Annotated in this window: 22 protein-coding genes; 18 read left to right on the top strand and 4 right to left on the bottom strand. The window is 66.4% G+C overall.

What is annotated here, in order from left to right; all coding sequences use genetic code 11:
- Window positions 1-7 precede the first annotated feature (7 nt).
- Window positions 8-286, top strand: coding sequence for an SHOCT domain-containing protein (locus G6N27_RS25740; RefSeq protein ID WP_372512926.1), 279 nt, complete (start codon window positions 8-10; stop codon window positions 284-286).
- Between the two features lie 45 nt (window positions 287-331).
- Here G6N27_RS25740 and G6N27_RS21680 read toward each other — a convergent pair whose 3' ends face one another.
- Complete coding sequence (locus G6N27_RS21680; RefSeq protein ID WP_163779996.1) at window positions 332-982, bottom strand: DUF1345 domain-containing protein; 651 nt, start codon at window positions 980-982, stop codon at window positions 332-334.
- 51 nt (window positions 983-1,033) lie between these two features.
- Here G6N27_RS21680 and G6N27_RS21685 point away from each other — a divergent pair, with 51 nt between their 5' ends.
- The 11 genes from G6N27_RS21685 to G6N27_RS21735 all read left to right on the top strand — a co-directional run bounded on the left by G6N27_RS21685 (window position 1,034) and on the right by G6N27_RS21735 (window position 13,745).
- Window positions 1,034-2,185, top strand: a complete 1,152-nt coding sequence (locus G6N27_RS21685) for a sulfotransferase family protein (protein ID WP_163779998.1) — start codon at window positions 1,034-1,036, stop codon at window positions 2,183-2,185.
- Window positions 2,175-3,245 carry a hypothetical protein gene (locus G6N27_RS21690; protein WP_163780000.1) on the top strand — a complete coding sequence of 357 codons (1,071 nt, stop codon included), beginning with the start codon at window positions 2,175-2,177 and terminating at the stop codon, window positions 3,243-3,245. The genes G6N27_RS21685 and G6N27_RS21690 overlap by 11 nt, the downstream gene beginning before the upstream one ends.
- A gap of 149 nt (window positions 3,246-3,394) precedes the next feature.
- Window positions 3,395-5,038 (top strand): nitric oxide reductase activation protein NorD, encoded by a 1,644-nt coding sequence (locus G6N27_RS21695; protein WP_163782133.1) that lies wholly within the window; start codon window positions 3,395-3,397, stop codon window positions 5,036-5,038.
- A gap of 91 nt (window positions 5,039-5,129) precedes the next feature.
- Window positions 5,130-5,969, top strand: coding sequence for a CbbQ/NirQ/NorQ/GpvN family protein (locus G6N27_RS21700; protein WP_163780002.1), 840 nt, complete (start codon window positions 5,130-5,132; stop codon window positions 5,967-5,969).
- Window positions 5,970-6,059: 90 nt separating this feature from the next.
- Entirely contained in the window at window positions 6,060-7,178 is a 1,119-nt protein-coding gene (locus G6N27_RS21705) for an ABC transporter substrate-binding protein (RefSeq protein ID WP_163780004.1), read from the top strand.
- Window positions 7,179-7,185: 7 nt separating this feature from the next.
- The gene (locus tag G6N27_RS21710; protein ID WP_163780006.1) at window positions 7,186-8,316 is read left to right on the top strand and encodes a spirocyclase AveC family protein; all 1,131 of its coding nucleotides are present in this window, start codon (window positions 7,186-7,188) and stop codon (window positions 8,314-8,316) included.
- Window positions 8,309-9,295: an SDR family oxidoreductase gene (locus tag G6N27_RS21715; RefSeq protein ID WP_163780008.1), complete on the top strand. Its 987-nt coding sequence runs from the start codon at window positions 8,309-8,311 to the stop codon at window positions 9,293-9,295. Before G6N27_RS21710 ends, G6N27_RS21715 begins: the two co-directional genes overlap by 8 nt.
- Window positions 9,296-9,301: 6 nt before the next feature.
- Window positions 9,302-10,519 carry a cytochrome P450 gene (locus G6N27_RS21720; RefSeq protein WP_163780011.1) on the top strand — a complete coding sequence of 406 codons (1,218 nt, stop codon included), beginning with the start codon at window positions 9,302-9,304 and terminating at the stop codon, window positions 10,517-10,519.
- An 83-nt stretch (window positions 10,520-10,602) separates the two neighbouring features.
- Window positions 10,603-11,469: a hypothetical protein gene (locus G6N27_RS21725; RefSeq protein WP_163780013.1), complete on the top strand. Its 867-nt coding sequence runs from the start codon at window positions 10,603-10,605 to the stop codon at window positions 11,467-11,469.
- Between the two features lie 15 nt (window positions 11,470-11,484).
- Complete coding sequence (locus G6N27_RS21730) at window positions 11,485-12,501, top strand: dihydrodipicolinate synthase family protein (protein WP_163780015.1); 1,017 nt, start codon at window positions 11,485-11,487, stop codon at window positions 12,499-12,501.
- Window positions 12,502-12,524: 23 nt separating this feature from the next.
- A complete protein-coding gene (locus G6N27_RS21735) occupies window positions 12,525-13,745 on the top strand; it encodes a CaiB/BaiF CoA transferase family protein (protein WP_163780017.1) in 1,221 nt (406 codons plus the stop codon).
- Between the two features lie 93 nt (window positions 13,746-13,838).
- On the opposite strand, the gene G6N27_RS21740 is transcribed toward G6N27_RS21735, so the two are convergent.
- A complete protein-coding gene (locus tag G6N27_RS21740; RefSeq protein WP_163780019.1) occupies window positions 13,839-14,147 on the bottom strand; it encodes a WhiB family transcriptional regulator in 309 nt (102 codons plus the stop codon).
- A 325-nt stretch (window positions 14,148-14,472) separates the two neighbouring features.
- Here G6N27_RS21740 and G6N27_RS21745 point away from each other — a divergent pair, with 325 nt between their 5' ends.
- The 3 genes from G6N27_RS21745 to G6N27_RS21755 all read left to right on the top strand — a co-directional run bounded on the left by G6N27_RS21745 (window position 14,473) and on the right by G6N27_RS21755 (window position 16,553).
- Window positions 14,473-15,279, top strand: coding sequence for a hypothetical protein (locus tag G6N27_RS21745; RefSeq protein WP_163780021.1), 807 nt, complete (start codon window positions 14,473-14,475; stop codon window positions 15,277-15,279).
- A 67-nt stretch (window positions 15,280-15,346) separates the two neighbouring features.
- The gene (locus G6N27_RS21750) at window positions 15,347-15,925 is read left to right on the top strand and encodes a sigma-70 family RNA polymerase sigma factor (RefSeq protein ID WP_163780023.1); all 579 of its coding nucleotides are present in this window, start codon (window positions 15,347-15,349) and stop codon (window positions 15,923-15,925) included.
- Window positions 15,918-16,553 (top strand): anti-sigma-D factor RsdA, encoded by a 636-nt coding sequence (locus G6N27_RS21755; protein WP_163780025.1) that lies wholly within the window; start codon window positions 15,918-15,920, stop codon window positions 16,551-16,553. The genes G6N27_RS21750 and G6N27_RS21755 overlap by 8 nt, the downstream gene beginning before the upstream one ends.
- Before the next feature lie 17 nt (window positions 16,554-16,570).
- Here G6N27_RS21755 and G6N27_RS21760 read toward each other — a convergent pair whose 3' ends face one another.
- Window positions 16,571-16,984: a DUF5319 domain-containing protein gene (locus tag G6N27_RS21760; RefSeq protein WP_163780027.1), complete on the bottom strand. Its 414-nt coding sequence runs from the start codon at window positions 16,982-16,984 to the stop codon at window positions 16,571-16,573.
- 169 nt (window positions 16,985-17,153) lie between these two features.
- On the opposite strand from G6N27_RS21760, the gene guaB reads away from it, so the two are divergent.
- The 3 genes from guaB (at window position 17,154) to G6N27_RS21775 (ending at window position 21,712) form a co-directional block, all read left to right on the top strand.
- A complete protein-coding gene (gene guaB / locus G6N27_RS21765; protein WP_163780029.1) occupies window positions 17,154-18,740 on the top strand; it encodes an IMP dehydrogenase in 1,587 nt (528 codons plus the stop codon).
- A gap of 28 nt (window positions 18,741-18,768) precedes the next feature.
- A complete protein-coding gene (locus tag G6N27_RS21770; protein WP_163782136.1) occupies window positions 18,769-19,896 on the top strand; it encodes a GuaB3 family IMP dehydrogenase-related protein in 1,128 nt (375 codons plus the stop codon).
- A 76-nt stretch (window positions 19,897-19,972) separates the two neighbouring features.
- On the top strand, window positions 19,973-21,712 hold the full coding sequence (locus G6N27_RS21775; RefSeq protein WP_163780031.1) for a GMC family oxidoreductase: 1,740 nt from the start codon (window positions 19,973-19,975) through the stop codon (window positions 21,710-21,712).
- Here G6N27_RS21775 and G6N27_RS21780 read toward each other — a convergent pair.
- Window positions 21,696-24,071 (bottom strand): glycoside hydrolase family 65 protein, encoded by a 2,376-nt coding sequence (locus G6N27_RS21780; RefSeq protein ID WP_163780033.1) that lies wholly within the window; start codon window positions 24,069-24,071, stop codon window positions 21,696-21,698. The genes G6N27_RS21775 and G6N27_RS21780 overlap by 17 nt on opposite strands.
- Window positions 24,072-24,074: the final 3 nt, after the last annotated feature.

Raw genomic sequence — 24,074 nt, forward strand, 5'->3', positions numbered from 1 at the left:
GGGCGTCATGCCATCGTTCAGGGAAAAGCTGAAGGCAAAAGGGCATTGGATTGGCGACGACGGCAGCCGCCACTGGAACGCCACCCAGGCAGGCTTGGAAGTCCTTGCCAATGGCGAAGTCACGCAACGCATCCACGATCAGACCACGGCGTCCGCGCCGCACGCCCCGCGTCCGCAGGCTTCGGCCGGCGAGCGCCTGCAGGAGCTCGAGACGCTTCGCGCTAGCGGTGTGATCACGGACGCCGAGTACACGGCCAAACGCCAGCGGATAATCGAGGAACCATGACGGAATCTGCCATGGCCACAGCGATATTCGCATTGCGGTAGTAGATCAGAACTTGGAACCCAGCCCCGCGACCAGATTGATCGTGACCGCCAAGACGACTGCGCCGAGCAGGTAAGACAACAACGCTTGGCGCAACACCGTCGCCCTGATCGACGTCAACCCGATCTCGGTGTCCGAGACCTGGTACGTCATGCCGACGGTGAAGGCCACATAGGCGAAGTCACGGAAGCGCGGCGGCTCCGGATCGTGAAAGTCGATCCCACCCGGCTCGCCGGAATAGTAGAGCCGCGCATAGTGCACGGTGAAAATTGTGTGCACGACGAACCAGGACGCGGCGACGGTCAAAATGCCGATCAACGCGGCTTGCAAAGCGCGACTGCCGGAATGCGACCCGGCGGCCACGACATAGCCCACGCCGCCAAGACTCGCGATGCTTGCCGACACGGTGATCAGTTCGGCCACCGAGCGAGTCGGATCCTCCCGGGTCGCATATCGGCAGGTTTGTTCGGCGTCCATGTCGCCCAGGATCAATCGCGTCCAGCCCACGTAGACACCGGCGGTTACCACCCAGCCGGCGATGGCGAATCGCCAGCCGATCGTGTTACCAACCGCCAGAGCGGTAGCACCGCCGAGTAGCACCGCAACCGACAACCGAATCGCGACCGTGTCGCGGCTCAACGTAATCAGGGATCTCATGTCCACGACTAAAGCACCGTCACGCGCCGTGATGAGGTTTATCGTCGATCCGTGGTCGACGCCAGTGATCTCAAGGACGAGGCCGTTCGCCAGACCGGCTTGGCCGACTTCGGCTCGGATTCGTTCAACGAAGGACTCGCGGTCCTACTGAAATCCCTTGAGCGCCAGGCCCGGCTGAACGCCCGGGGCGAGGCGTTCGTCTACGGCCGTATCACCGGATACCTGGCCCAGCGTCTGCAGGTGGAGGACTGGTACCGGCGGCACCCGGAGATCGACGACGTTCCGATCGTGGCGCCGCTGATCGGACTGGGGCTGCCGCGGACCGGGTCCACGGCATTGTCGATGCTGTGGTCCCAGGACCCCGACATCCGGTACCTGCGTCGGTGGGAATCGTCGCAGCCGTGTCCGCCACCGTCCACCGTGGTCGGTGTGGATCCCCGAGTCCCGCCCGACAAGGGGGAGATGATCGGCACCCGCTACCACGTGCCCACCGACACCCACGCGCCGATGGAATGCCATGAGCTGATGGCCCTGGATTTCAAGTCGCACATCTTTCAGTCGTTCGCCCAGATACCCGCGTACTCGGAATGGCTGGTCGAAAAGGCGGACCTGACAACGACGTTGGCCTACCAGCGACGGGTGATGAAACTGCTGCAGTGGGGTGAACCCGCACGGCCGTGGCGACTGCGGTGCCCGTCGCACGTGCTGTGGCTCGACGCAGTCGACGCCGCCTTTCCCGACGCCAAATACGTGATGACCCACCGCGACCCCACCGACGTCATCTTGTCGGTAGCCGATCTGTACGCCGACATCATCGGCTCGTTCACCGACGAGATAGATCGACCGTATATCGGTCAGCTCAATGTCGAGCACTGGTCGCTCGGTATGGACCGGGCCTTGCAGTTCCGCAGCACGACAGCGCAGGACCGCTTCTACGACATCGACTTTCGTGCAATGCAGGCCGACCCCATCGGCGAGGTCACCGGTCTGTACAGCTGGCTGGGATTGCCCGTCAGCGACGAGTTCGAGCAGCGGATGCAGAGCTGGTGGACGCGGGCAGCCGGCGAGCGGGAACCCAGTTCGCACGCCGATCCGGTCGCGTTCGGTATCGACTTCGCCGAAGTCCGGCCCCGGTTCGCGCGCTACGTCGAGAGCGCGGCAGGGTGGACGGACCACCAAGACAGGAGCTTTCATGGCGATTGACCTCAGCGGCGGCATCGACCGGTCGCGTGAGTATGTGTTCGCCCGGCGCCCGGACAACCCGGAGATGCGTGACTCCGTCAGCTTCTGGACGGTCGACGACCGTGGGCGAATCGGATTGCCTCGCATCGGTATCGAGGCCGTGGGCGCGAACTGGGACAACCATGAACTGCAGATCAACATCGCCTTTCCGGGTGGCCGGGCCTACCGGCTCCGCGACGGCGGCCCGTCGCTGCCACCCGAGGGGCCTGACGGCAAGCCCACCGTCTTGGGTGCTGGCGGTTTGGTGTTCCGTTGCGTCGAGCCGTTCGACACCTGGACGATGGCGTACGACGGCAAGGCCGTGCAGACATCGTCGGCCGATCTGGTGGCTGGCCGAACCGGCGGTCCTCTTGTCGACGTCGCATTTCACGTCGAGGCGGTGATGGCCGTGCCACCGTGGGTTCAAGGTGCGCTTCAGCATGACGCCGGCGACCGGATCAAGAACTCCGTCGAAGGTCAATTGATGGGTGGTGCGCGCTACGAGCAGCTTTTCTGGGCCAGCGGTGCGGTGACCATCGACGGGCAGACGCAGGACTTCACCGGCAGCGGTCTGCGGATCCGCCGGCAGGGCGTCCGTAAACTCGGCGAATTCTGGGGTCACGCTTGGCAATCCGCGGTGTTTCCCAGCGGGAAAGCGTTTGGCTACATCGCCTACCCGCCCCGCCCCGACGGCAAGCCGACCTTCAATGAGGGATACATCTTCACCGGTGACGGTGACTTGGTCGCGGCCCGCGTCGTGCACGCGCCGTGGCTCACCACACTGCAAGCCATCGGCGAGGACGTGTCGCTGGTTCTCGAAACAGCGAACGGCACAACACGTATCGAGGGTGAGACGGTGTTCTCGACTCACGACATTCACCACATTGACAACACGTTCTCGGTGCGCGAGATGAAGAAAGAGAACCCCAACTTCCCGGCTTTACAACAAGCCGGGGTGCGCTACCGGTGGGACGGCGAAGAGACCTACGGCATGCTCGAGCGTTCCAACCCTATCGACAAGATCGACCTGGGGGACTCGTAGGGTCGCTGAATCGCGCCTATGCCTCCGGCGGCGTCATTGACGACGGTCGAGCCACACCCCTACTCTGGAACAGATATTTGGTCAAGGTTGACGGGCGGAGGTGGCCGGTGGCGGAGGGTGCTGACACCGACCGGTTGCACGCGCTCGGCATGCTGGCCTCGGCATTGGCCGGGTCTGCTGTTACCGTCGACACGCACCGCGCCGGCGACCCGCCGTGGACCGACGGCCGAACGATCTTCATCGATACGACGGCGCCCGCGCGGGCGAGCCTGGAGGCGATCGCCGTACAGGCGTCGATGATCGCCGCGGGCAGCTTCGAACCCGACACCGTGCGCCGGCTGGTCCGCCATTCCCTTTTGACGCGACGGTATTTGGCGATCGAGGGACACCGCGCTCTGGTCGCGAATGCTGACGTGCTGCCCCGAACATTGGCGACGTTGGGAGACCGTGACATCGCCGCGCGCAGTGGTTCGGCCGCCGAGTCGTTGAGGTTGGCGTCCGGCAGGACGACGATCGACGATCCGCCACCGGGCTTCGGAGTCATCCGCCCCAACAAGGTGTTGGCCGCGTGTGGTCGCACGCCCGAACGCCCCGACCAGGAGCCGGCGCAGCACGTTCCGCGACGCGGACAGCGTCACGAGCTGACCGAACTCGGCGACGACGAGATCGACGACACTGACGACCCTGACCTGTTCACCAGTCCGGTAGGCGGGGGTGGCTTCATCGGCAAGTGGCTCAAAAAGCTGCTCTCCTTGGCGCGCAAGACCGGCAGCGGCGGCGGACCGCCTGGCGCGGACACCCCGACGCATCGCACCGACTCTGCCAAGCGTGGGCCGCACGCGGTGTCGTCGCTGGCAACCGCGGCGACCGAGAACGTCATCGATCACGAAGCCAACGGCGTGCGGTATCCGGAATGGGATGTGCACCGCAAGAGCTACCGGCCCGATTGGTGCACGGTGCTCGAAATCGAGCCTGAGACAAAGGCATCGGCAAGTCCGGCGATCGACGCCGCCATCGGGGTACGACGTCCGCTCGCGCGACTCGGCATGGGCCTGCACCGCCGGCACCGACAGTCGCAGGGCGACGACATCGACATCGATGCCGCCGTCGAGTCCCGTGTCGACATGATGGCGGGGTCGGTGCCCGACGAGGCGGTCTATCTGGACAGCTTGCGGCGCCGCCGTGACTTGTCGGTGCTCCTGCTGCTGGATGTCTCGGGTTCCGCCGCGGAGCCCGGCACGGTCGGCCGGACCGTGCATGAGCAACAGCGCACCGTCGTCGCCAATCTCACCGTTGCACTGCACGACCTCGGTGACCGAGTCGCGCTGTATGCGTACTACTCGCAGGGCAGAAGCGCGGTGAGCATGTTGCCGGTCAAGCGATTCGACGACCACCTCGACAGCCACGTGATCAGACGGTTGAACAGCCTGGAACCGGGCGCGTATTCGCGATTGGGTGCCGCGATCCGGCACGGCGCTGCGGTGTTGGAGTCGAAAGGAGGCACATCGCGGCGGCTGTTGGTGGTGCTGTCCGACGGGCTGGCCTACGACCACGGATATGAACGCGCGTACGGCGCGGCCGACGCACGCCGTGCGCTCAGCGAAGCGCGTCGTCGCGGTACCGGCTGTGTATGCCTGACGGTGGGGGCGGGCACCGACGTCGAATCGCTGCGCAGAGTGTTCGGGAGTACGGCGCACGCCAGCATCGCGCGCCCCGATTCGCTGACGAGTGTGATTGGGCCGCTGTTCCGTTCGGCGATTCGCGCCGCTGAGGTGCGAAGGCGGGTGTCGTGATGAACCGGCGGCCGAGCGGCGTTGTTGAAACTAACATCTGTTCCGTTTACGCTCCAGGCACCGCAACGCAGCGGTCGGCGGAAGGGTGATGATGGCCGACGAGCACACGCTCGCTCACCAGAACGGCGCCGGCCCGACCGCTGGCACCGGCCGGCCCTTCTACCAGGCAGTCGGCAACGAAGAAGCCGTCTTCAAGGCCGCCTACCGGCAGGGGTTGTCCCTGGTCTTGAAGGGCCCGACCGGCTGCGGGAAGACGCGGTTCGTGGAGGCGATGGCCCACGATCTGGGCCGGCCGTTGATCACCGTGGCTTGTCACGACGACCTCACGACGGCCGACTTGGTGGGCAGGTATCTGCTTCGGGGCGGCGAGACGGTGTGGGTCGACGGCCCGCTGACGCGAGCGGTGCGCGAAGGCGCCATCTGTTACCTCGATGAGGTGGTGGAGGCGCGGCAGGACACCACCGTGGTGTTGCACCCGCTCGCGGACTACCGGCGTCAGCTGCCGATCGAGCGGCTGGGTGAGACGCTGAATGCGGCACCGGGATTCGGCTTGGTGGTGTCGTACAACCCCGGTTATCAGAGCGTGCTCAAGGATCTCAAGGATTCGACTCGGCAGCGGATGGTCGCCATCGAATTCGGCTTTCCGGCACCGGAAGTCGAAGAGGGGATCGTCGCGCACGAAGCAGGAGTTGATGCCGACACGGCGGCCGAGCTGGTGCGTTTCGGCCAGGCGATCCGCCGGCTGGAATCCGGCGGCCTACGCGAGGTCGCGTCGACCCGCGTGCTCATCGCGGCCGGGCGGCTGGTGGCCGAGGGCCTGCCGATGTATGTAGCCGCCGAGGCCGCGATCGCCGGCACGCTCACCGACGACGTCGCGGTGAACCGCAGCCTCAAAGAGATGATCGGCGTCTACCTCACCAGCCACGATTGACGCCGCTCAGCAGCGCCGCTAGGGTCTGAACAAATATTAGGTCGACACTATCGGGCCAGAGTACGGTCAGCGCAGACCAGTGGAGGTCAGATGTCCTACGAGAGCACCGCGGAGCCGATCAAGGTCGGCTATCTGATGGACTTCACCCTGCCGCCCGGGTTTCCCGAGGAGCTCTTCGCCTCCTTCACCCAGACCTTCGACCTGATCTTCGCCGACGCGCTGCAGCAGGGCCTCATGGACCGTCCCGTGCAGATGATCTATCGCGAGGTGGAGGGTCTGCCGAAGGGTTCGGTCAAGGCGGTTATCGACGCCTACGGCGAACTGGTCGACGAGGGTTGCCTTGTCGTATTCGGTCCGAACATCACCGACAACTGCGTGCCCATGAAGGAAGCGATCGAGGAGCGGTTCAAGGTGCCCGCGATCAGCGTCTGCGGCACCGACGACTGGCTGGGCGAGTGGACATTCTCCTTCCCGCAAGGCTCGATGACCGACGAGCCGATCTTTCTGGCCGACCTGATCGGCAAGCGGGGGATCACCGAGATCGGTGTCCTGATGGAGCAGAGCCTGATCGGGCAGAGCTATCTGAAGAATCTGCGAACCGCGTGTCAACGCAAGGGCATTCGGATCGTCGCCGAGGTGGCGGTCGCGCAGACCGCACAAGACATCAACGAAGCCGTGCGCACGCTGCACGACGCGAAGGCCGAAGCGATCGTGCACCTGGGCTTCGGCTTCGGAATCGTGTTCATCAACCCGGCGCTGGAGGCCGTCGACTGGGACCCGCCCCGCTTCACCACCACCGCATGGCAGAACGCCTGGGTCAACCCGATCATGTGGAACGCCTTCATGGGATGGATCGGTGTCGACCAGTACGACGAGGCGAACAAGATCGGCCAGGACTTCCTCGACGCCTATGCGACGAAGTACGACGGCAGCCGCCCCGAGTTCTGCGTGACGGTGGTCAACCGCGACGTCGCCGCGACATTGGTGCGGGCGTTCGGTGATGCTCATCCGCTCAGCCCGCGCGGCGTAAAAGAGGCGCTCGAGCGGGTGAAGATGATGCCCGCCGCGTCGGGCGCACCCGGCACCCGGGTGTCGTTCGGCAAGTGGACCCGCCGCGCCTGGATGGGCGCCGGCTACCTGGTGGCCCGGACCCTGGACGCCGACGGCGTCAACTCGCACCTGGTCGACCGCTTCGGAGAGGAAGGGTGAGACAGCCATGAGCACCGATCAGTCCACGCCATTGGCCGAATCCAAGGAACCGGTCGCGCCGCAACGCAAGTGGGGCGGCTGGATTGCCGGCGCCGCTTTGGCGGCGTTCGCCCTGTTCTTCATCGCGAACCGCCGTTGGGTTCTCGACCCGCGGGTCGCCAACCCAAACGTGCACGGTCGACCTCGCCCGGTCAAATTCATCTTCGGGTTGGACTACATCGGCTTCCTCGACGTGGCCACCTGCGTCGCGCTGATCACCTTGCTGATCGTCTTCATCAGGGGCTGGCGCCGCAATCCGGGCAGCCCGGTCATGCTGATGTTCCTGTGCACCACGCTGATCGTGTGGCAGGACCCGATCATGAACTGGTCGCCGTTCGCGGTCTACAACCCCGACCTGATCCACTGGCCGGAGTCCTGGCCGCTGGTGTCGCTGTCGCCGACGGTCGAACCGTTCGTGGTGTTCGGCTACGTGATGTTCTACTTCGGCCCGTACTTCCCGGCGGTGTGGATTCTGCGTAAGCTGCAAGCGAAATACGGCCCCACCAGCTATGTTTCGCGGCACCCGTTGATCAGCTTGGGTGTGCTGGCCTGCGCGATCGGCTTCGTGTTCGATGCGTGGCTGGAGATCCAACTCATTCACACCGGCATGTACATCTACTCGCAGGTGATCCCGTGGGGCTCGGTGTTCACCGGGACCACGTTCCAGTTCCCGCTGATCTGGGAGTCGTTCTCGGTGACGTTCGTGATGGTGCCGGCGGCGATCCTCTGCTACCGCGACGACACCGGGAAGTCGGTCGCGGAAAAGCTTGCGGCCAAAGCGAAGTTGTTCCCGACGCGACCGGTGCTGGGCACCTTCCTGGTGATGTTCGCCATCATCAACGTCTCCTACTTCGCTTACGGTGCCTGGTTCTGGGTCATCAAGGTTAGCCACGCCGCGACCTCGGTGGCCTGCCCGTGGCCGTACCCGGAAGCCAAAGTGTATGACCCACAAGGGTTCTACGAGAAGGAGGGAGCGGAGGGCCCATTCTCGGTGGGCATCTGGTCGACGTGGGCCAGCGGGGAGCCCAACGGTCGGCCGCATGTCGTTCCGCCGCCACCCGGCCAGGGCCGCTGCGAACCCGCGCGGACGAATGGCTGAGCCGCGCGCAGTCGTCGTCACCGGTGCGTCCCGTGGTCTGGGGTTCGCGACCGCGGTGCGGCTCTACCGCGAAGGGTGGCGCGTGGTCGCGGCGATGCGCACACCCGATCGTGGGCTCCCGCTGCTTCGCGACGAGGTGGGCGCAAGTGTCGACGACGACCGGCTGATCGGAGTGCAGCTCGACCTGCTGGACCAAGGGTCAGTGGCCGCGGCTGCCAAAGCGATCGAAGAAGCTGTCGGCGCGCCCTATGCACTGGTGCACAACGCCGGGATCTCCGCGGCGGGCATGGTGGAGGAGACCGATATTGCGCTGTGGCAGAACATGTTTGCCACCAGTGTCTTGGGCCCGGTCGCGCTGACGCAGGCACTGTTGCCGTCGATGCGGGCGGCGGGCGAAGGTCGCATCGTGCTGGTCTCCAGCGCCGCCGGAGTGCGTGGTCAGCCGGCCACCGGGCCGTACTCGGCGGCCAAAGGCGCGCTGGAGCGCTGGGGTGAGTCGATGGCCGTCGAGATCGCACCGTTCGGGTTAGGTGTGACGATCCTGGTCGCCGGCACGTACGACACCGACATCATCACCGACGAAGGCACGACGGACGATCGCAATTTCGCGGGCCCGTACGCCCGGCTGCACAACACCATGAACAGTCGGGGCAGGGCCGCGATGAAGATGGCCCGGCCGCCGGCGCGCTTCGCCGACGGTGTCGTCAAGGCGCTGGCCGACCAGAAGTCGTTCCGGCGTCGCGGTGTCGGCCCCGACGCGTCAATGCTGTTGGTGTCCAGCAGGATTCTGCCGGCGGCCGGCATGCACCACATGTCGCGGATCGTGCTCGGAATACCGCCGCAGGGGTCGATGCGCAACGGTGCGTGGCCCTTGACGCTGGCCCAGAAGGGGATGGTGTTCGCCGCGAAGATCATCCCCGAGCCGATCATGCAGCGCCTGGCGGCGTTGGCGGCCAAGCGCAAGAAAAACGAGGAGTAGGTAGTAATGGAACAGCTTTTCGACGACCTCGAAGATTTCGGCGCGTTCGACGACGCGATCTCCGGGGACGTGCGCGACCCGTACACCGAGTTGGCGCGTCTGCGTCGCGAGGAGCCGGTGCAGCGACTCGACACCTCGGGGGCCTTGCCGCATGAGGAATCGCTGCCGATGTTCATCGTCTACCGCCACGAGGACGTCCAGCAGATGCTGCGCGACAACGAGACGTTCTCGTCGGCGGCGGTGATCGCCGCGTTCGGGCCGGTGCTCGGTGAAGGCGTGATGCTCGGCATGGACGAGCCGATCCACGGGCGGCTGCGCTCGCTGGTGTCGAAGGCGTTCTCGCAGAAGTCTTTGGCGCGGTGGCAAGACGAGCTGGTCGGCCGGGTGGCGAACAGCCTGATCGACAACTTCGCGCCCAACGGTAAAGCGGATCTGGTGAAGGAGTTCACCTTCGACTACCCCAGCCAGATCATCGCGGGCCTGCTCGGGCTACCGGAGAAGGACTACCCGCAATTCCAGCGGTGGTCGATCTCGCTGCTGAGCTGGCTGATGAACCCCGAACGCGGGCTGGCGGCCTCGGCTGCCCTGTGCGACTACTTCGAGCCGATCCTGGAGGCGCGTCGCGCCGACCCCAAGGACGACCTGATCAGCGCGCTCGGTGCGGCTGAGATCGACGGGGAGAAGCTCACCAACGAGGAGATCTTCTCGTTCTTGCGGCTGCTGTTGCCCGCCGGCGTCGAGACCACCTACCGGTCGCTGGGCAGCCTGCTGCTGGGGCTGTTGTCGGACCCCAAGCAGCTGGAGGCGATCCGCGCCGACCGCTCGCTGATTCCGCAGGCGATCGAGGAGGGCGTGCGCTGGGAGCCGCCGTTGCTGACCATCACCCGGGTGGCGACGTGCGACACGGAACTCGGCGGCGTAAAGATCCCGGCCGGCGCCACGGTGATGCCGATGCTGGGCTCGGCGAACCGGCAAGAGGACCGCTACCCGGACCCCGACACCTTCGACATCTTCCGCCAGGCCAAGGCGAATCTCGGCTGGGGCCACGGCGTTCACGTCTGCCTCGGCATGCATCTGGCGCGCCTGGAAATGCGTACCGCCATCAACCTGCTGCTGGATCGGCTGCCCAACCTGCGGCTCGATCCCGACGCCGACGACCCGCACGTCCGCGGGCAGGTGTTCCGGTCGCCGACCTCGGTGCCGGTGCTGTTCGATCCGCAGTAGATCGCGGATACCGCCTTTACATTGACAGAGGCAGCCGTAAAGTCCTCACTGAGCGACTGCTCCGCTCAGGAGGGACGACGAGGTTGACTGAGCCGCTGCGAGACATACGCGAGTTCATGGGTGACGCGGACGCCTACCGCGACGAACTCTACAAACGCTGGACGGGCCTGCTGAGCTACCGCTACATCGGTCGCAACCACTCATCGATGAACATCGGGGACAGCGACGACACCGTCGTCATCCGCCGCGATATGCGCAACGAGGCCGGCGGAATCATGGTGGCACCGTTGGCGATCGCGTCGCCCGAAGGTTGTCAGACCGACATGGTCGCGGTGCCGAACCCGGTGATCGCCTCGGTGCAGATCGTCGACCCTGGATACGACGTGCAGCGGGTCGAGATCGTCGACTCGGGCAACGTCCACCAGGGCCGGATGATGGGCTACGGGCGATGCAAGATCGTCGATGCCGACGACCCGGACCGCGTGATCGCGTTCAACGAAGGCCAAGGCGCCATCATCGGCGTCCCCCCCGAAGGCCTTGGCAAGATGGATGTTTCGGGCACCGAGTTGGTGATCGAGGATTCGCCCGACCTGCCGCCGCTCTGGGAGGCGTTCGGCGCGGCCAAACGCGACGACGGCCATTGGCAGTTGCCGGCGCTCAGCCTGGAACTGGCATCACCGGATGCCGCGCTGCACATCGGGCCACAACACGTGGTGCTGGAAACCGCCGCCATCGATTTGGCCGCCGACGCGGCCGGAACGCGCAAACTGCAGGTGGTCAGCTGGCACGTGATGTTCATGTCGCGGGGCAAGGTGGGGCCGTTCCGGGTGGACGGCACCGCGCATGTCGGTGGCGCGGGCAAGGTCGGCGTGCGCATGTTGCTGCACGACGAGGGCAACGGCGACAAGGCGGTGACGTCGGCTGCCGCCGTCTTCGAGGTCGTCGGCTAACTCAGGGAGTGAATGGTGGCTAACGCCAAGGATGCCCGGCAATGGGCGCGCAACGCGCTGCACGGCATCGGTGACTCGCTGTACACCCCGTTCAGTGGTCCCGACGGCGACGACATCGACTGGGATGCCTACCGCACGCTGGTCCGGCACTGCGTGGGAACGCTGCGCCACCCGATGCTCTGGGTGACCAGTGGTGTCGCCGAATTCTGGTCGCTGACCATGGCTGAGCGAAAGATGTTGCTGGAAATCGCGATCGAGGAAGCGCGCGGCATCGACCCGGACGTGATCGTGCAGTCGTGTACGGCCGCGATGTCGGCCAAAGACTGCCTCGAGCTGACGCGGCACGCGCAGGACGCCGGCGCCGACATCGTCTACATCCAGACCCCGATGATGGAATTGCACGGCGGCGAAGGGGCTTTGAACTTCTTCAGGTACATCGCCGATCGCACCGACATCGCGCTGGGCATGTTCAACTCACCCAGCTCGGGCTACGTGCTGTCGGCTCAAGAGAGCGCCCAGATCGTCGACGAGATTCCCGCGGTCTGCGCCACCAAAGAGGGATCGTTCCGCCCGCATCAGAGCCGGTTCCTGCACGAGCTCGCGCCCGATCTGGTGATCTGGGAATGCGATACGACGGTGTACCGGGCCGGCTGGCTGAAAGCCGGCATCGTCGGGCCCGGGCAGCTGGGCACCACCGGCTACCTCTTCGAGACACCGAAAAAGCGCGCGCTGTCCCAGTATTGGGAGCTGGTATGGAACGACAAACTCCTCGAGGCGATGGACTACGCCCAGGAGTCCGGGCTCGACCAGTTCGAGCTCGACATGCGCGGCTGGTTCACCCGCTATCCCGGGCGGCCCGACTACTTCACCCACTGGGGCGGGGCGTTCAAGTACGCCGCATCGGTGGTCGGGCTGCCCATCGGGTCGTACCCGGAATCGCGACCCCCACAAGCTAAATTGCCCGAACAGGCGCGCATCGACATCCGCGCCGCGTATCGCAAGTACGGACTCATTGATGACCACAACGCGTGACGCCTCGAGATCGGAGAACTCGCATGACTGACGCCAAACCATTGAGCGGTATTCGCGTATTGGAGGTTGCGGCATGGACTTTCGTGCCCGCGGCCGGCGCGGTACTGGCCGAGTGGGGCGCTGACGTCATCAAGGTCGAACCGCGTGAGGGCGGCGACCCGCAACGTGGTCTGGTCACCATGGGCCTCATCCCGGGCGGTCCGACTGCGGTCAACTACATGATCGAAATGCCCAACCGCGGGAAGAAATCCATCGGCATCGACCTGCTGACGCCGGGAGGCCAGGAGGTCGTGCACGAGCTTGCCAAGAGCAGTGACGTGTTCCTCACCAGCTACCTGCCGAGCCGACGCGACCGTTTCGGCATCGGCGTCGAACAGATTCGTGCCGTCAACCCCGACATCATCTATGTGCGTGGATCCGGTTACGGCCCAGAGGGTCCCGACGCCGACCGGCCGGGCTATGACGGCGTGTCGTTCTGGTCGCGCGGCGGCATCGCCGATGCGCTCACCCGCGAGCTGCCCGAGCCGGTCATGCAGACTCCGGCGTTCGGCGACCTGATGGGTGGGCTGACCATTGCCGGCGGGATCGCCGCCGCGCTGTACAAGCGCAAGGCGACGGGGGAGACCTCGATCGTCGACGTCTCGCTGCTCGGTCTTGCGGCGTGGGCGATGACCCCGCAGGTGACCGCGGCAAACCTCTACGGCGGCGACCCGATTCCGACGTTCACCCACCGCGAGATGCCCAACCCGCTGGTCGGCAACTACAAGACCAAGGACGACCGGTACATCACGCTGATGATGTTGCAGGGCGACAAGTTCTACCCGGAGTTCATGACGGTGATCGGTCGCACCGACCTGATCACCGACGAGCGCTTCGCCGAGGGGCATGCACGTTTCGAGAACCGCGGCGAACTCATCGACATCATGGACGAGGAGTTCGCGTCGAAGACCGTCGACCAGTGGCGCGAGATCCTCAAGCCCCTCTCCGGCGCCTGGGCCGTCCTGCAGAAGACCAGCGAGCTGCACGAAGATCCCGCCGTCATCGCCAACGGCTACATCCCCGAGGTGAAAGCGATGAACGGCAAGCCGTACATCCTGCCGACCAACCCGGTCCAGTTCGACGGGCATCATGTCGTGCCAACCGGTGCACCCGAGCACGGTCAGCACACCGAGGAGATCCTGCTGGACGCCGGGGTCGATTGGGACAAGATCGAGCAGTACAAGCAGGACGGCTCGATCCTCTAGAACTCGGCGACTTCGGTTCTCGAAATCGACGTCAGCGTGCAAAAGTCCGAGTAGCGATCGAGCTGACGTCGATCTCGGCGTCGAGCCCGGGAACTAGGCGCTGCGGCGAATGCCGCGGGTGCGGCCGATCTCCCGCTTGAGCAGCAATTCGCGCTCGGTCTCCGACAGACCGCCCCAGATGCCGTACGGCTCGCCGACCTCGAGGGCATGCGCCCGGCACTGCGCCATCACCGGGCACTGCCGGCACATCTCCTTGGCACGACGCTCACGCTGCATCCGGGCCCGGCCGCGCTCGCCGTCCGGGTGAAAGAACACCGACGAATCCACCCCGCGGCAAAGGCCTTGTAATTGCCATTCCCAAATATCGGCATTGGGGCCTGGAAGTTGCTCCGGTTGCGGCATTGAAGTCCCTCTCTACACGGCCAGTTCGAGATCAACTGAATCGAGCGGGTCATCGGTGACTACTCGTCGTCGTTAAACGTAGGGGTGCTAGGGAAATCCCGTCAACAGGCTGTAATCTGCCGAATGCTGCACTGCGGCTTGCGAATTTACCGCGAATTCATCGACGTCCTCCGTGCGGTCGACCAAGGAGTGCAGGGTGACGGGCCCCTATCACGAAATTCCCAGCTCGCATGCCGAGGAGCCGGAGAGCACCCCGAATATGAACACTGTCGGATTTAATACCGGCGTAACGCAGATAGCACGCAGGTTTAACTGGTAATCGAAAGTGATTGATATCTCTCACGGTCTGTCGGTCGAGTCGGAACTTGCCGACGCAGCCTTCGGGGCCCAGCCGGGGCGGTGGCCGCTGCCCGCCGCCGGCACACCGCGTCAGCTGTGGTTACGGGCGGTCGCGGCGGCCGGGCAGGGCCGCTACGCCCATGCCCGCAGCGACCTTGCCGCGCTGCTGCGGGTTGCCCCGTCAGGGGTGGCGGCTGCGCTGGCCCATAGCGCACACGCGTCGTTTCTGCGCCAGCTCGGCTGGCACGACCTGGCGCGCGGCCGGGACGGTCGCGCGTTGGCGTTGTCCGGCGGCGATGCCGAGGCCGTGGGTGACGCGTTGACCGGGCTGGCGGCCGACGCGCTGGGCGTCGGCCGGCTGGCCACCGCCGCGACACTGCTGGCCCGCGCCGACCCGGTGGTGGCCGACGCGCCGCACCGGCTGGCGGTGCGGCGGGCCTGGGTCGCCGCCGAGCTGGCGATGGCGGGCGGCGACGGCGCGACGGCGGTGCGCAACGCCGAGTCGGCGGTCGAACTGGCGGATGCCACCGGCTCTGCCCGTCACCGCGCCAAGAGCCAGGTGGTGCTGGCCGCGGCACTGTGCAGCGCCGGAGTCGCCGACCGGGCTCGCGCGGTGGGCGACACGGCGCTCGAGCTGACCGGCCGGCTGGGCCTGGTGCCGTTGCGCTGGGCGGTGGCGTCGTTGCTGGTCGACATTGCCGACTCCGACAGCGCTGTTGTCGAGGTCCGCGGCATCCGCGACGAGTGCGCCCTCCTGGTAAGGCACTGGGGCGGAGCCTGGCGCCAGCTCTGAACATCGGCTGCCTGGCCTCTATTGTCGAGGTGATACCTGGTCCGTAACGCTGGAGATGCCGCCGTCGATGTCTACGCAGGAGGAGCGTCTCGACGCCGTCGTGGCCCGTGCCGTGGCGGGTGATCGGAACGCGCTCCGCGATGTTCTGGAGACCATTCGCCCGATCGTGGTCCGATATTGCCGCGCACGCCTCGGCACAGTCGAGCGAAATGGCCTGTCCGCCGACGATGTGGCGCAGGAGGTGTGCTTGGCGACCGTCATGGCGCTGCCGCGTTACCGCGATCGTGGGCGCCCGTTCCTGGCCTTCGTGTACGGCATCGCCGCGCACAAGGTAGCCGACGCCTTCCGGGCGGCCGGCCGTGATCCGTCCTATCCGACGGCGACCATTCCGGACCACCGCTCAGCCGAGCCGGGCCCCGAGCAGACGGCCATCGATGCCGAATCCGCGACCCGGATGAGCGAGTTGCTCGACCTCTTGCCAGGCAAGCAACGCGAGATCCTGATCTTGCGGATCGTCGTTGGTCTGAGCGCCGAGGAGACCGCCGAGGCCGTCGGCAGCACCGCCGGAGCGGTGCGCGTCGCCCAGCACCGCGCCTTGGCGCGGCTGAAGTCCGCGATCGTCGCAGCGGGGCAGGACTATGTCTGAACGATTCGATCTGCCCGAGCCGGACGCCGTTGCGCGCAGCGAGCGGTTCGTCGACGCGTTGGCCAGGTGTGAGCCGGTCGACGGCGAGACCGGGGATCTGGCCCTGGCCGGACTGCTCGAGAGCTGGCGCGACGAGCTCCGGACGCCACCGATCGAGGGGGTCTGCCCTGAGCCGGTCGCCGTATCGGCATTGGAGCGCGGTGTGGCCGCGCGGCGCGGCGCCCGCCGCCGGACGGCGATGGCGGGGGCGATGGCCGCGGCCGTGCTGAGCATCGCGGGATTCGGCGTGCTGATGGGCCAGGCCCAGCCCGGCGACCCGCTCTACGGTGCCCGGACGACGCTGTTCGGCGAGCCGGCGTCAGTGAGCGATGAGCGGCTCGCGGTGTCCGCCGAGAGCGAGATGGACCAGGTCGAGCAGATGATCGCGACGGGCCAGTGGGATCAGGCCCACGACAAGCTGGCCGCGGTCGGAGAACACCTGCAGACGGTCAAGAACGCCGACCGCAAACAGGGCCTGATCGATCACATGAACCGGTTGACCGCCAAGGTGGTAAGTCGCGACGCGCACGCGACGGCGTTGCCTATTGCGCCCGGAATCGCGCTCACGCCCAATGGTTTTGGTGGCTGAGGACCCCGACGGGCTGCTCAGCGACGTCCGTGGAACCCTTCGGTGTCCGAGGTCGCCTCGTTGAGTGACGCGTCGGCATAGCCGCGGCAGTAATCCCAGGTGACGTAGGAATCGGGTTCGGGATCGTAGGCCGGCTCGTGCGGCCGCACGGTGCCGTCGACGAGCAGCTGAAGCAGGTTCGCGCGCAACATGTCCCAGTCGTGATAGTGGTCCTGCTGACATTCGTCGCAGCACACCACGAGGCCGCGAATCCCTTTGTGGGCCAGCAGCGCCTCATACACCGCGAGGTCGGCCAGATCGGCCTCGACCGCCATTCGCTCCTGGGGGTCCAGGGGCTGGCCGGGCTCGACGGCATCCAGCGCCGCTGAGGGATCGCACGGATCGTCGGCGAACGGATCAGGCGGCAGACCGGGCGGGAGGTAGTCGCGCACGGGTCCACATTACGCAGCCGGGCGGGTATCGCGCCAGCGCTGGACCCGCAGCCCAGCCGCCATTGGGAGGTGCCCCTACCTCACGACGCGTCGCGGCGTGCATCGTCGCCGGGGGCAGAGCCGATAGGATGGCGTTCTCACCCCGCGCGTATATGGGAGGGCCCCGGCAATGTCATCTGGCTTGTCCCGTCTCGAAGGCGGCGACCTGATCGTCTCGTCGCACCCGCGCGTCGGTGGTTTCCCGGACGACGCGGTGCCGACCGGCGGTGACGATCCGCAGAAGATCGCCATGCTGGGCCTGACGTTCGACGACGTCCTGCTGCTGCCCGCCGCCTCCGATGTGGTGCCGGCGACCGCCGACACGTCCAGTCAGCTCACCAAGAAGGTCCGGCTACGGGTGCCCTTGGTCAGCTCGGCGATGGACACCGTCACCGAATCGCGGATGGCGATCGCGATGGCCCGCGCCGGCGGCCTCGGCGTTCTGCACCGCAACCTGCCGATCGCCGAGCAGGCGGGCCAGGTCGAGACCGTGAAGCGGTCCGAAGCCGGGATGGTCACCGATCCGGTCACATGCCACCCGGAGAACACGCTGGCCCAGGTCGATGCGATGTGCGCCCGCTTCCGGATCTCCGGGCTACCCGTCATCGACGACACCGGCGCCCTGGTTGGCATCATCACCAACCGCGACATGCGCTTCGAGGTCGACCAGTCCAGGCACGTCGCCGAGGTCATGACCAAAGCCCCGCTGATCACCGCCCAGGAAGGCGTCAGCGCGGACGCGGCGCTGGGCCTGCTGCGTCGGCACAAGATCGAGAAGCTGCCGGTCGTCGACGGCCACGGCCGGCTGACCGGGCTGATCACCGTCAAAGACTTCGTCAAGACCGAACAGCATCCGCTGGCCACCAAGGACAGCGACGGCCGGTTGCTGGTCGGTGCCGCCGTCGGTGTCGGTGACGACGCCTGGGTGCGGGCCATGACGCTGGCCGACGCCGGCGCGGACCTGCTGGTGGTCGACACCGCGCATGCGCACAACCGGCTGGTGCTCGACATGGTCGGCAAGCTCAAGGCCGAAGTGGGCGACCGGGTCGAGGTGGTCGGCGGCAACGTCGCGACCAGGTCGGCGGCCGCTGCGCTGGTCGAGGCCGGTGCCGACGCCGTCAAGGTCGGCGTGGGTCCCGGTTCGATCTGCACCACCCGCGTGGTCGCCGGCGTCGGCGCGCCGCAGATCACCGCGATCCTCGAGGCGGTAGCGGTCTGCGGTCCGGCTGGTGTGCCGGTGATCGCCGACGGTGGACTGCAGTACTCCGGTGACATCGCCAAGGCGCTGGCCGCAGGTGCGTCGACGGCGATGTTGGGATCGCTGCTGGCCGGCACCGCCGAAGCGCCCGGCGAGCTGATCTTCGTCAACGGCAAGCAGTACAAGAGCTACCGCGGCATGGGCTCACTGGGCGCCATGCAGGGCCGCGGCGAGGCGAAGTCGTACTCCAAGGACCGCTACTTCCAGGACGACGCGCTGTCCGAGGACAAGCTGGTGCCCGAGGGCATCGAAGGCCGGGTGCCGTTCCGCGGTCCGTTGGCGTCGGTGATCCATCAGCTCACCGGCGGGTTGCGGGCCGCGATGGGCTACACCGGCGCGGAAACGATCGAGGCGCTGCAGCATGCACAATTCGTCCGGATCACCGCGGCGGGCTTGAAGGAAAGCCACCCGCACGACATCACGATGACCGCCGAAGCGCCCAACTACTACGCCCGGTGAATTGATCGAAGGACCCCTCATGCGTGACATGGTTGAGATCGGCATGGGCCGAACAGCCCGGCGCACTTTCGAACTCGACGACATCAGCATCGTGCCCTCGCGGCGCACCCGCTCGTCGCAGGACGTGACGACGGCCTGGCAGCTCGACGCCTACCGCTTCGAGATCCCGATCGTCGCTCATCCGAGCGACGCGCTGGTCTCGCCGGAATTCGCCATCGAGCTCGGTCGGCTCGGCGGACTGGGGGTGCTCAACGGCGAAGGGCTGATCGGCCGTCACGCGGACGTGGAAGCCAAGATCGCCCAGGTCATCGAAGCGGCCGCCAAAGAGCCCGAGCCGTCGGCGGCGATCCGGCTGCTGCAGCAGTTCCACGCCGCGCCGTTGGACCCCGAACTGCTCGGCAGCGCGGTGGCCCGCATCCGCGAGGCCGGGGTGACCACCGCGGTGCGGGTCAGCCCGCAGAACGCGCAGTCGTTGACGCCGGCTCTGTTGTCGGCGGGCATAGATCTGCTGGTCATCCAGGGCACCATCATCTCCGCCGAACGCGTCGCCAGTGACGGCGAACCGCTTAACCTGAAAACCTTCATCTCCGAGCTCGACGTCCCGGTGGTAGCCGGTGGCGTGATCGATCACCGCACCGCGCTCCACCTGATGCGCACCGGCGCCGCGGGCGTCATCGTGGGCTACGGATCGACCAGGGGAGTGACCACCAGCGACGAGGTGCTCGGTATCAGGGTGCCGATGGCCACGGCGATCGCCGACGCCGCCGCGGCCCGGCGGGAATACCTCGACGAGACCGGCGGCCGCTACGTGCACGTGCTCGCAGACGGAGACATCCACACGTCCGGAGATCTGGCGAAAGCGATCGCCTGCGGCGCCGACGCGGTCGTGCTGGGCACCCCGCTCTCCGAGTCGGCCGAGGCGTTGGGCGACGGATGGTTCTGGCCGACCGCGGCCGCCCACCCGTCGCTGCCGCGGGGCGCGCTGCTACAGGTCGCGGTCGGCGAACGACTTCCGCTGGAGCAGGTCCTCAACGGCCCGTCCGACGATCCGTTCGGCTCGCTGAACCTGGTCGGCGGTCTGCGCCGCTCGATGGCCAAGGCCGGCTACTGCGACCTCAAGGAATTCCAGAAGGTCGGCCTGACGGTAGGCAGCTGACCGCCCCATCTGACCGCCGGGCTAACTGACCAGGTTTTCTGGCTCATTACCGGCCGGTAAGTCCATACTGGGGGACGTGAAACCTGACTACGACGTCCTGATCATCGGTTCGGGTTTTGGCGGTAGCGTCACCGCGCTCCGGCTGACGGAGAAGGGTTACCGCGTCGGCGTGCTCGAGGCCGGCCGACGTTTCTCCGACGAGGATTTCGCCAAGACCTCCTGGAACCTCCGCAAGTTCTTGTGGGCACCGAAGCTCGGCATGTACGGGATCCAGCGCATCCATCTGTTGCGCAACGTGATGATCCTGGCCGGCGCCGGCGTCGGCGGCGGGTCGCTGAACTACGCGAACACGCTGTACGTCCCGTCGCAGCCGTTCTTCGGTGACCCGCAGTGGTCGCACATCACCGACTGGCGCTCCGAGTTGATGCCGCACTATCTGCAGGCGCAGCGGATGCTCGGCGTCGTCACCAACCCGACCTTCACCGATGCCGACCGCATTCTCAAAGAGGTCGCCGAGGACATGGGCTGCGGCGACACGTTCGTGCAGACGCCGGTCGGCGTGTTCTTCGGGCCGGACGGCGCCAAGACACCGGGCGAGACCGTGCCGGATCCCTACTTCGGCGGCGCGGGCCCGGCTCGCACCGGCTGCCTGGAATGCGGCAGCTGCATGACCGGATGCCGGTTCGGCGCCAAGAACACCTTGGTGAAGAACTACCTCGGGCTTGCGGAGTCCAATGGCGCGGAAGTCATTCCGATGACGACCGTCACCGACTTCGAGCAACGCGAGGACGGCATCTGGGAAGTGCGGACCGCGCGCACCGGACGCTTCCTGCGTCGCAAGAAACGCACCTTCACCGCCGAGAACCTGGTGCTGGCCGCGGGCACCTGGGGCACCCAGCATCTGCTGTTCAACATGCGCGACAAGGGCAAACTGCCCGAACTCTCCGGACGGCTGGGCGAACTGACCCGCACGAACTCCGAATCCATCGTCGGCGCAGGCCGATTGAAGGTCAGCGACGACTTGGACCTGACCCACGGGGTCGCGATCACGTCGTCGATCCACCCGTCGTCGGACACCCACATCGAACCCTGCCGCTACGGCAAGGGCTCCAACGCGATGGGCCTGCTGCAGACCCTGATGACCGACGGTCCCGGGCCGGGCGGCAGCGACGTGCCCCGGTGGAAGCAGTTGCTGGACAACGCCAGTCACGATCCACGTGGGACCCTGCGGCTGCTCAACCCGCGCCGCTGGAGCGAGCGCACGATGATCTCGCTGGTGATGCAGAATCTGGACAACTCGATCACCACATACACCAAACGTGGCAAGCTGGGCCGCCGCCGGTATGTCAGCAAGCAGGGTCACGGCGAGCCGAACCCCACCTGGATTCCGGTGGGCAACGAGGCCACCCGCCGTATCGCCGAAAAGATCGACGGCGTTGCGGGCGGCACCTGGGGCGAGCTGTTCAACATTCCGCTGACCGCGCACTTCCTCGGTGGTGCAGCGATCGGCGACAGCCGCGACACCGGCGTCATCGACCCGTACCACCGGACCTACGGCTACCCGACGATGTTCGTGGTCGACGGCGCCGCGATCTCGGCGAACCTGGGTGTCAACCCGTCGCTGTCGATCACCGCGCAGGCCGAGCGGGCCGCGTCGCTGTGGCCGAACAAGGGCGAGGACGACGTCCGTCCGCGCCAGGGTGAGGCCTATCGTCGGCTCGACCCGATCGCGCCGAAGAATCCTGTGGTGCCGGAGGACGCACCGGGTGCGTTGCGCTGGCTCCCCAGTCCGGGTCCGGTCAGCTCGGCTGGGTAACTGACCGGTACGAATTCCGGTGCAGCGGAGCGCGTCCCGGCGGTTGCTGGGGCGCCGGCAGCAGCGGCTCGCGCTTGACCAGGGTGATCGTCGTCGGCTCCGTGGTGCTGAGCTCGATGTCCTCCCCGGCGTGCCGGATGGTCAGCTCACCATGGGGTCCGTCGCGCAGCGTGTAGGTGACCTCGTCGTGGATGACGTCAACGGTCACCCGAAAGTCTTGCCATCGCAACCGAAATCGCAGTCGTGAGATGCCATCGGGCAGATACGGGTTGAGCGACAGTATTCCCTCGTCGTCGCGCAGGCCGCCGAAGCCGGCGACCAGCGCGGTCCAGGCGCCGGCCAGCGAGGCCATGTGCAGCCCGTCCTTGGTGTTGTTGTGCAGATCGCGGAGGTCGACCAGCGCCGCCTCGTAGGTGTAGTCGTGCGCGAGCTCCACATGCCCGACGTTGGCGCACATCACCGCCTGGGTGCAGGCCGACAGCGACGAGTCGCGCACCGTGCGTCGCTCGTAGTAGTCGACATTGCGGGCCTTCTGCTCGTCGCTGAATTTGTGGCTCTGCCAATGCATCGCCAACACCAGGTCGGTCTGCTTGACCACCTGCGCGGGGTACAACAATGCGTAGGGCTCGTGCAGCAGCAGCGGGTAGGACGTCTTCTCGTTGAAGTCCCACTCGGCGTAGGTGGTGAAGCCTTCGGACTGCGGATGCACGCCGAGCTCCTCGTCGAAGGGGATGTGTGCCGCGTCGGCGGCGGCCCGCCACGACGCGGTCTCATCGCTGGATACGCCCATCTCGCGGGCGGTTTCGGAATGCCGTGCGCAGGCGTCGGCGGCGACCCGCAGGTTGTGTGCCGCCATCATGTTGGTGAACACGTTGTCCCGCACGATCGCGGTGTACTCGTCGGGACCGGTCACCCCGTCCAGGTGCCACACGCCGTGGCGGTCGTGGTGGCCGAGTGAATGCCACAGCCGCGCCGTCTCGATCAACACCTCGAGGCCGCAGTCTTTTTCCAGCGTCTCGTCGCCGGTGACAATCCGATAGCGCTCGAAAGCCATTGCGATGTCGGCGTTGATGTGCCACGCCGCGGTTCCCGCCGGCCAGTAGGCCGAACATTCCTGACCGCGTATCGTCCGCCACGGGTAGCTGGCACCCTTGAGGTCGAGCTGCGCCGCACGCTCCTTCGCCAAATCCAACGTCGATGCGCGCCAACGCAATGCGTCGGCGGCCGCATGCGGCAAGGTGTAGGTCAATACCGGCAGCACGAAGCCGTCGGTATCCCAGAAGACGTGGCCGTCGTAGCCGGTCCCGGTCAAACCCTTACTGGCGATCCCGCGGCCTTCGGCCCGTGCACTGGCCTGCAGCAGGTGAAAGAGCCCGAACCGAACCGCCTGCTGACAGATCGGGTCACCTTCCACCTCGACATCGGCGCCGTCCCAATAGTCGTCGAGGATTTTGCGTTGGGCCTCCACCAGGCCCTTCCAGCCGCTGTACCGCGCGCTGTGCAACGCGGCGGCCGCCTGATCGCGCAGCGCCGGCCGGGACCGCTGGCTCGACCAGCCGTAGGCCAGGTACTTCACGATGCGCAGCCTCTGACCCGGTCGCAGGCCACAGATCACCGTTGTGCGAGCGAGGTCGTCGCTTGCGTCGTTGGTGATCTCGTAGCGGCCCTCCACCTCGATCTCGTGGTCCATCGCCGCGGCCATCATCAACGCGCTGGCACGCGTCTTGTGCATCAGCAGCGCGCCGCATTCGGTGTCTTCGTGCTGGACGGCCTCCAGCGGTCGATCGAGGATGGCCGCGACCCGTGGATCGCCGGATGTCACCGGCTGATCCTCGTTGGCGACCAGCTCGGATTGCACTGTGACACGGACGAATTGCTCGACGGCCTCGACGATGTATTCGATGGCGACGACGCTGCGTTGGGACAGCGACACCAGCCGGGTCGAGGTCACTCTGACCTGCTTGCCGACCGGTGACTGCCAGTGGGCGTCGCGCGTCAGAGTGCCGGCCCGCAGATCGAGGATCCGCTCGTGGCTGATCAGCTTGCCGTAGCGAACGTCGAACGGTTCGTCGTCGACCAGCAGACGCAGGATCTTGCCGTTGGTGACGTCGACGATGGTCTGCCCGGCCTCCGGGTAGCCGAAGCCCGCTTCCGCATAGGGCAGCGGCCGCACTTCATAGAACGAGTTGAGATACGTGCCGGGAAAGCCGTGTGGCTCACCTTCGTCGAGGTTGCCGCGAATTCCGATGTGCCCGTTGGACAGTGCGAACAGCGACTCCGATTGGGCCAGCACATCGAGATTCAGCTGGGGCTCGCGGACCTGCCAGGGTTCAACGGGGAGCGTGTCATCCGGGATCATCGC

The organism is Mycobacterium cookii (assembly GCF_010727945.1).
GTDB lineage: Bacteria > Actinomycetota > Actinomycetes > Mycobacteriales > Mycobacteriaceae > Mycobacterium > Mycobacterium cookii.

What these genes read in the sequence shown, in the direction of transcription:
- G6N27_RS21680 (WP_163779996.1), bottom strand. Translation starts at nt 982, where the DNA reads ATGAGATCCCTGATTACGTTGAGCCGCGACACGGTCGCGATTCGGTTG.
- G6N27_RS21770 (WP_163782136.1), top strand. Translation starts at nt 18,769, where the DNA reads ATGGTTGAGATCGGCATGGGCCGAACAGCCCGGCGCACTTTCGAACTC.
- G6N27_RS21695 (WP_163782133.1), top strand. Translation starts at nt 3,395, where the DNA reads ATGCTGGCCTCGGCATTGGCCGGGTCTGCTGTTACCGTCGACACGCAC.
- G6N27_RS21715 (WP_163780008.1), top strand. Translation starts at nt 8,309, where the DNA reads ATGGCTGAGCCGCGCGCAGTCGTCGTCACCGGTGCGTCCCGTGGTCTG.
- G6N27_RS25740 (WP_372512926.1), top strand. Translation starts at nt 8, where the DNA reads ATGCCATCGTTCAGGGAAAAGCTGAAGGCAAAAGGGCATTGGATTGGC.
- G6N27_RS21755 (WP_163780025.1), top strand. Translation starts at nt 15,918, where the DNA reads ATGTCTGAACGATTCGATCTGCCCGAGCCGGACGCCGTTGCGCGCAGC.
- G6N27_RS21705 (WP_163780004.1), top strand. Translation starts at nt 6,060, where the DNA reads ATGTCCTACGAGAGCACCGCGGAGCCGATCAAGGTCGGCTATCTGATG.
- G6N27_RS21710 (WP_163780006.1), top strand. Translation starts at nt 7,186, where the DNA reads ATGAGCACCGATCAGTCCACGCCATTGGCCGAATCCAAGGAACCGGTC.
- G6N27_RS21690 (WP_163780000.1), top strand. Translation starts at nt 2,175, where the DNA reads ATGGCGATTGACCTCAGCGGCGGCATCGACCGGTCGCGTGAGTATGTG.
- G6N27_RS21700 (WP_163780002.1), top strand. Translation starts at nt 5,130, where the DNA reads ATGGCCGACGAGCACACGCTCGCTCACCAGAACGGCGCCGGCCCGACC.
- guaB (WP_163780029.1), top strand. Translation starts at nt 17,154, where the DNA reads ATGTCATCTGGCTTGTCCCGTCTCGAAGGCGGCGACCTGATCGTCTCG.
- G6N27_RS21780 (WP_163780033.1), bottom strand. Translation starts at nt 24,071, where the DNA reads ATGATCCCGGATGACACGCTCCCCGTTGAACCCTGGCAGGTCCGCGAG.
- G6N27_RS21720 (WP_163780011.1), top strand. Translation starts at nt 9,302, where the DNA reads ATGGAACAGCTTTTCGACGACCTCGAAGATTTCGGCGCGTTCGACGAC.
- G6N27_RS21750 (WP_163780023.1), top strand. Translation starts at nt 15,347, where the DNA reads ATGTCTACGCAGGAGGAGCGTCTCGACGCCGTCGTGGCCCGTGCCGTG.
- G6N27_RS21735 (WP_163780017.1), top strand. Translation starts at nt 12,525, where the DNA reads ATGACTGACGCCAAACCATTGAGCGGTATTCGCGTATTGGAGGTTGCG.
- G6N27_RS21740 (WP_163780019.1), bottom strand. Translation starts at nt 14,147, where the DNA reads ATGCCGCAACCGGAGCAACTTCCAGGCCCCAATGCCGATATTTGGGAA.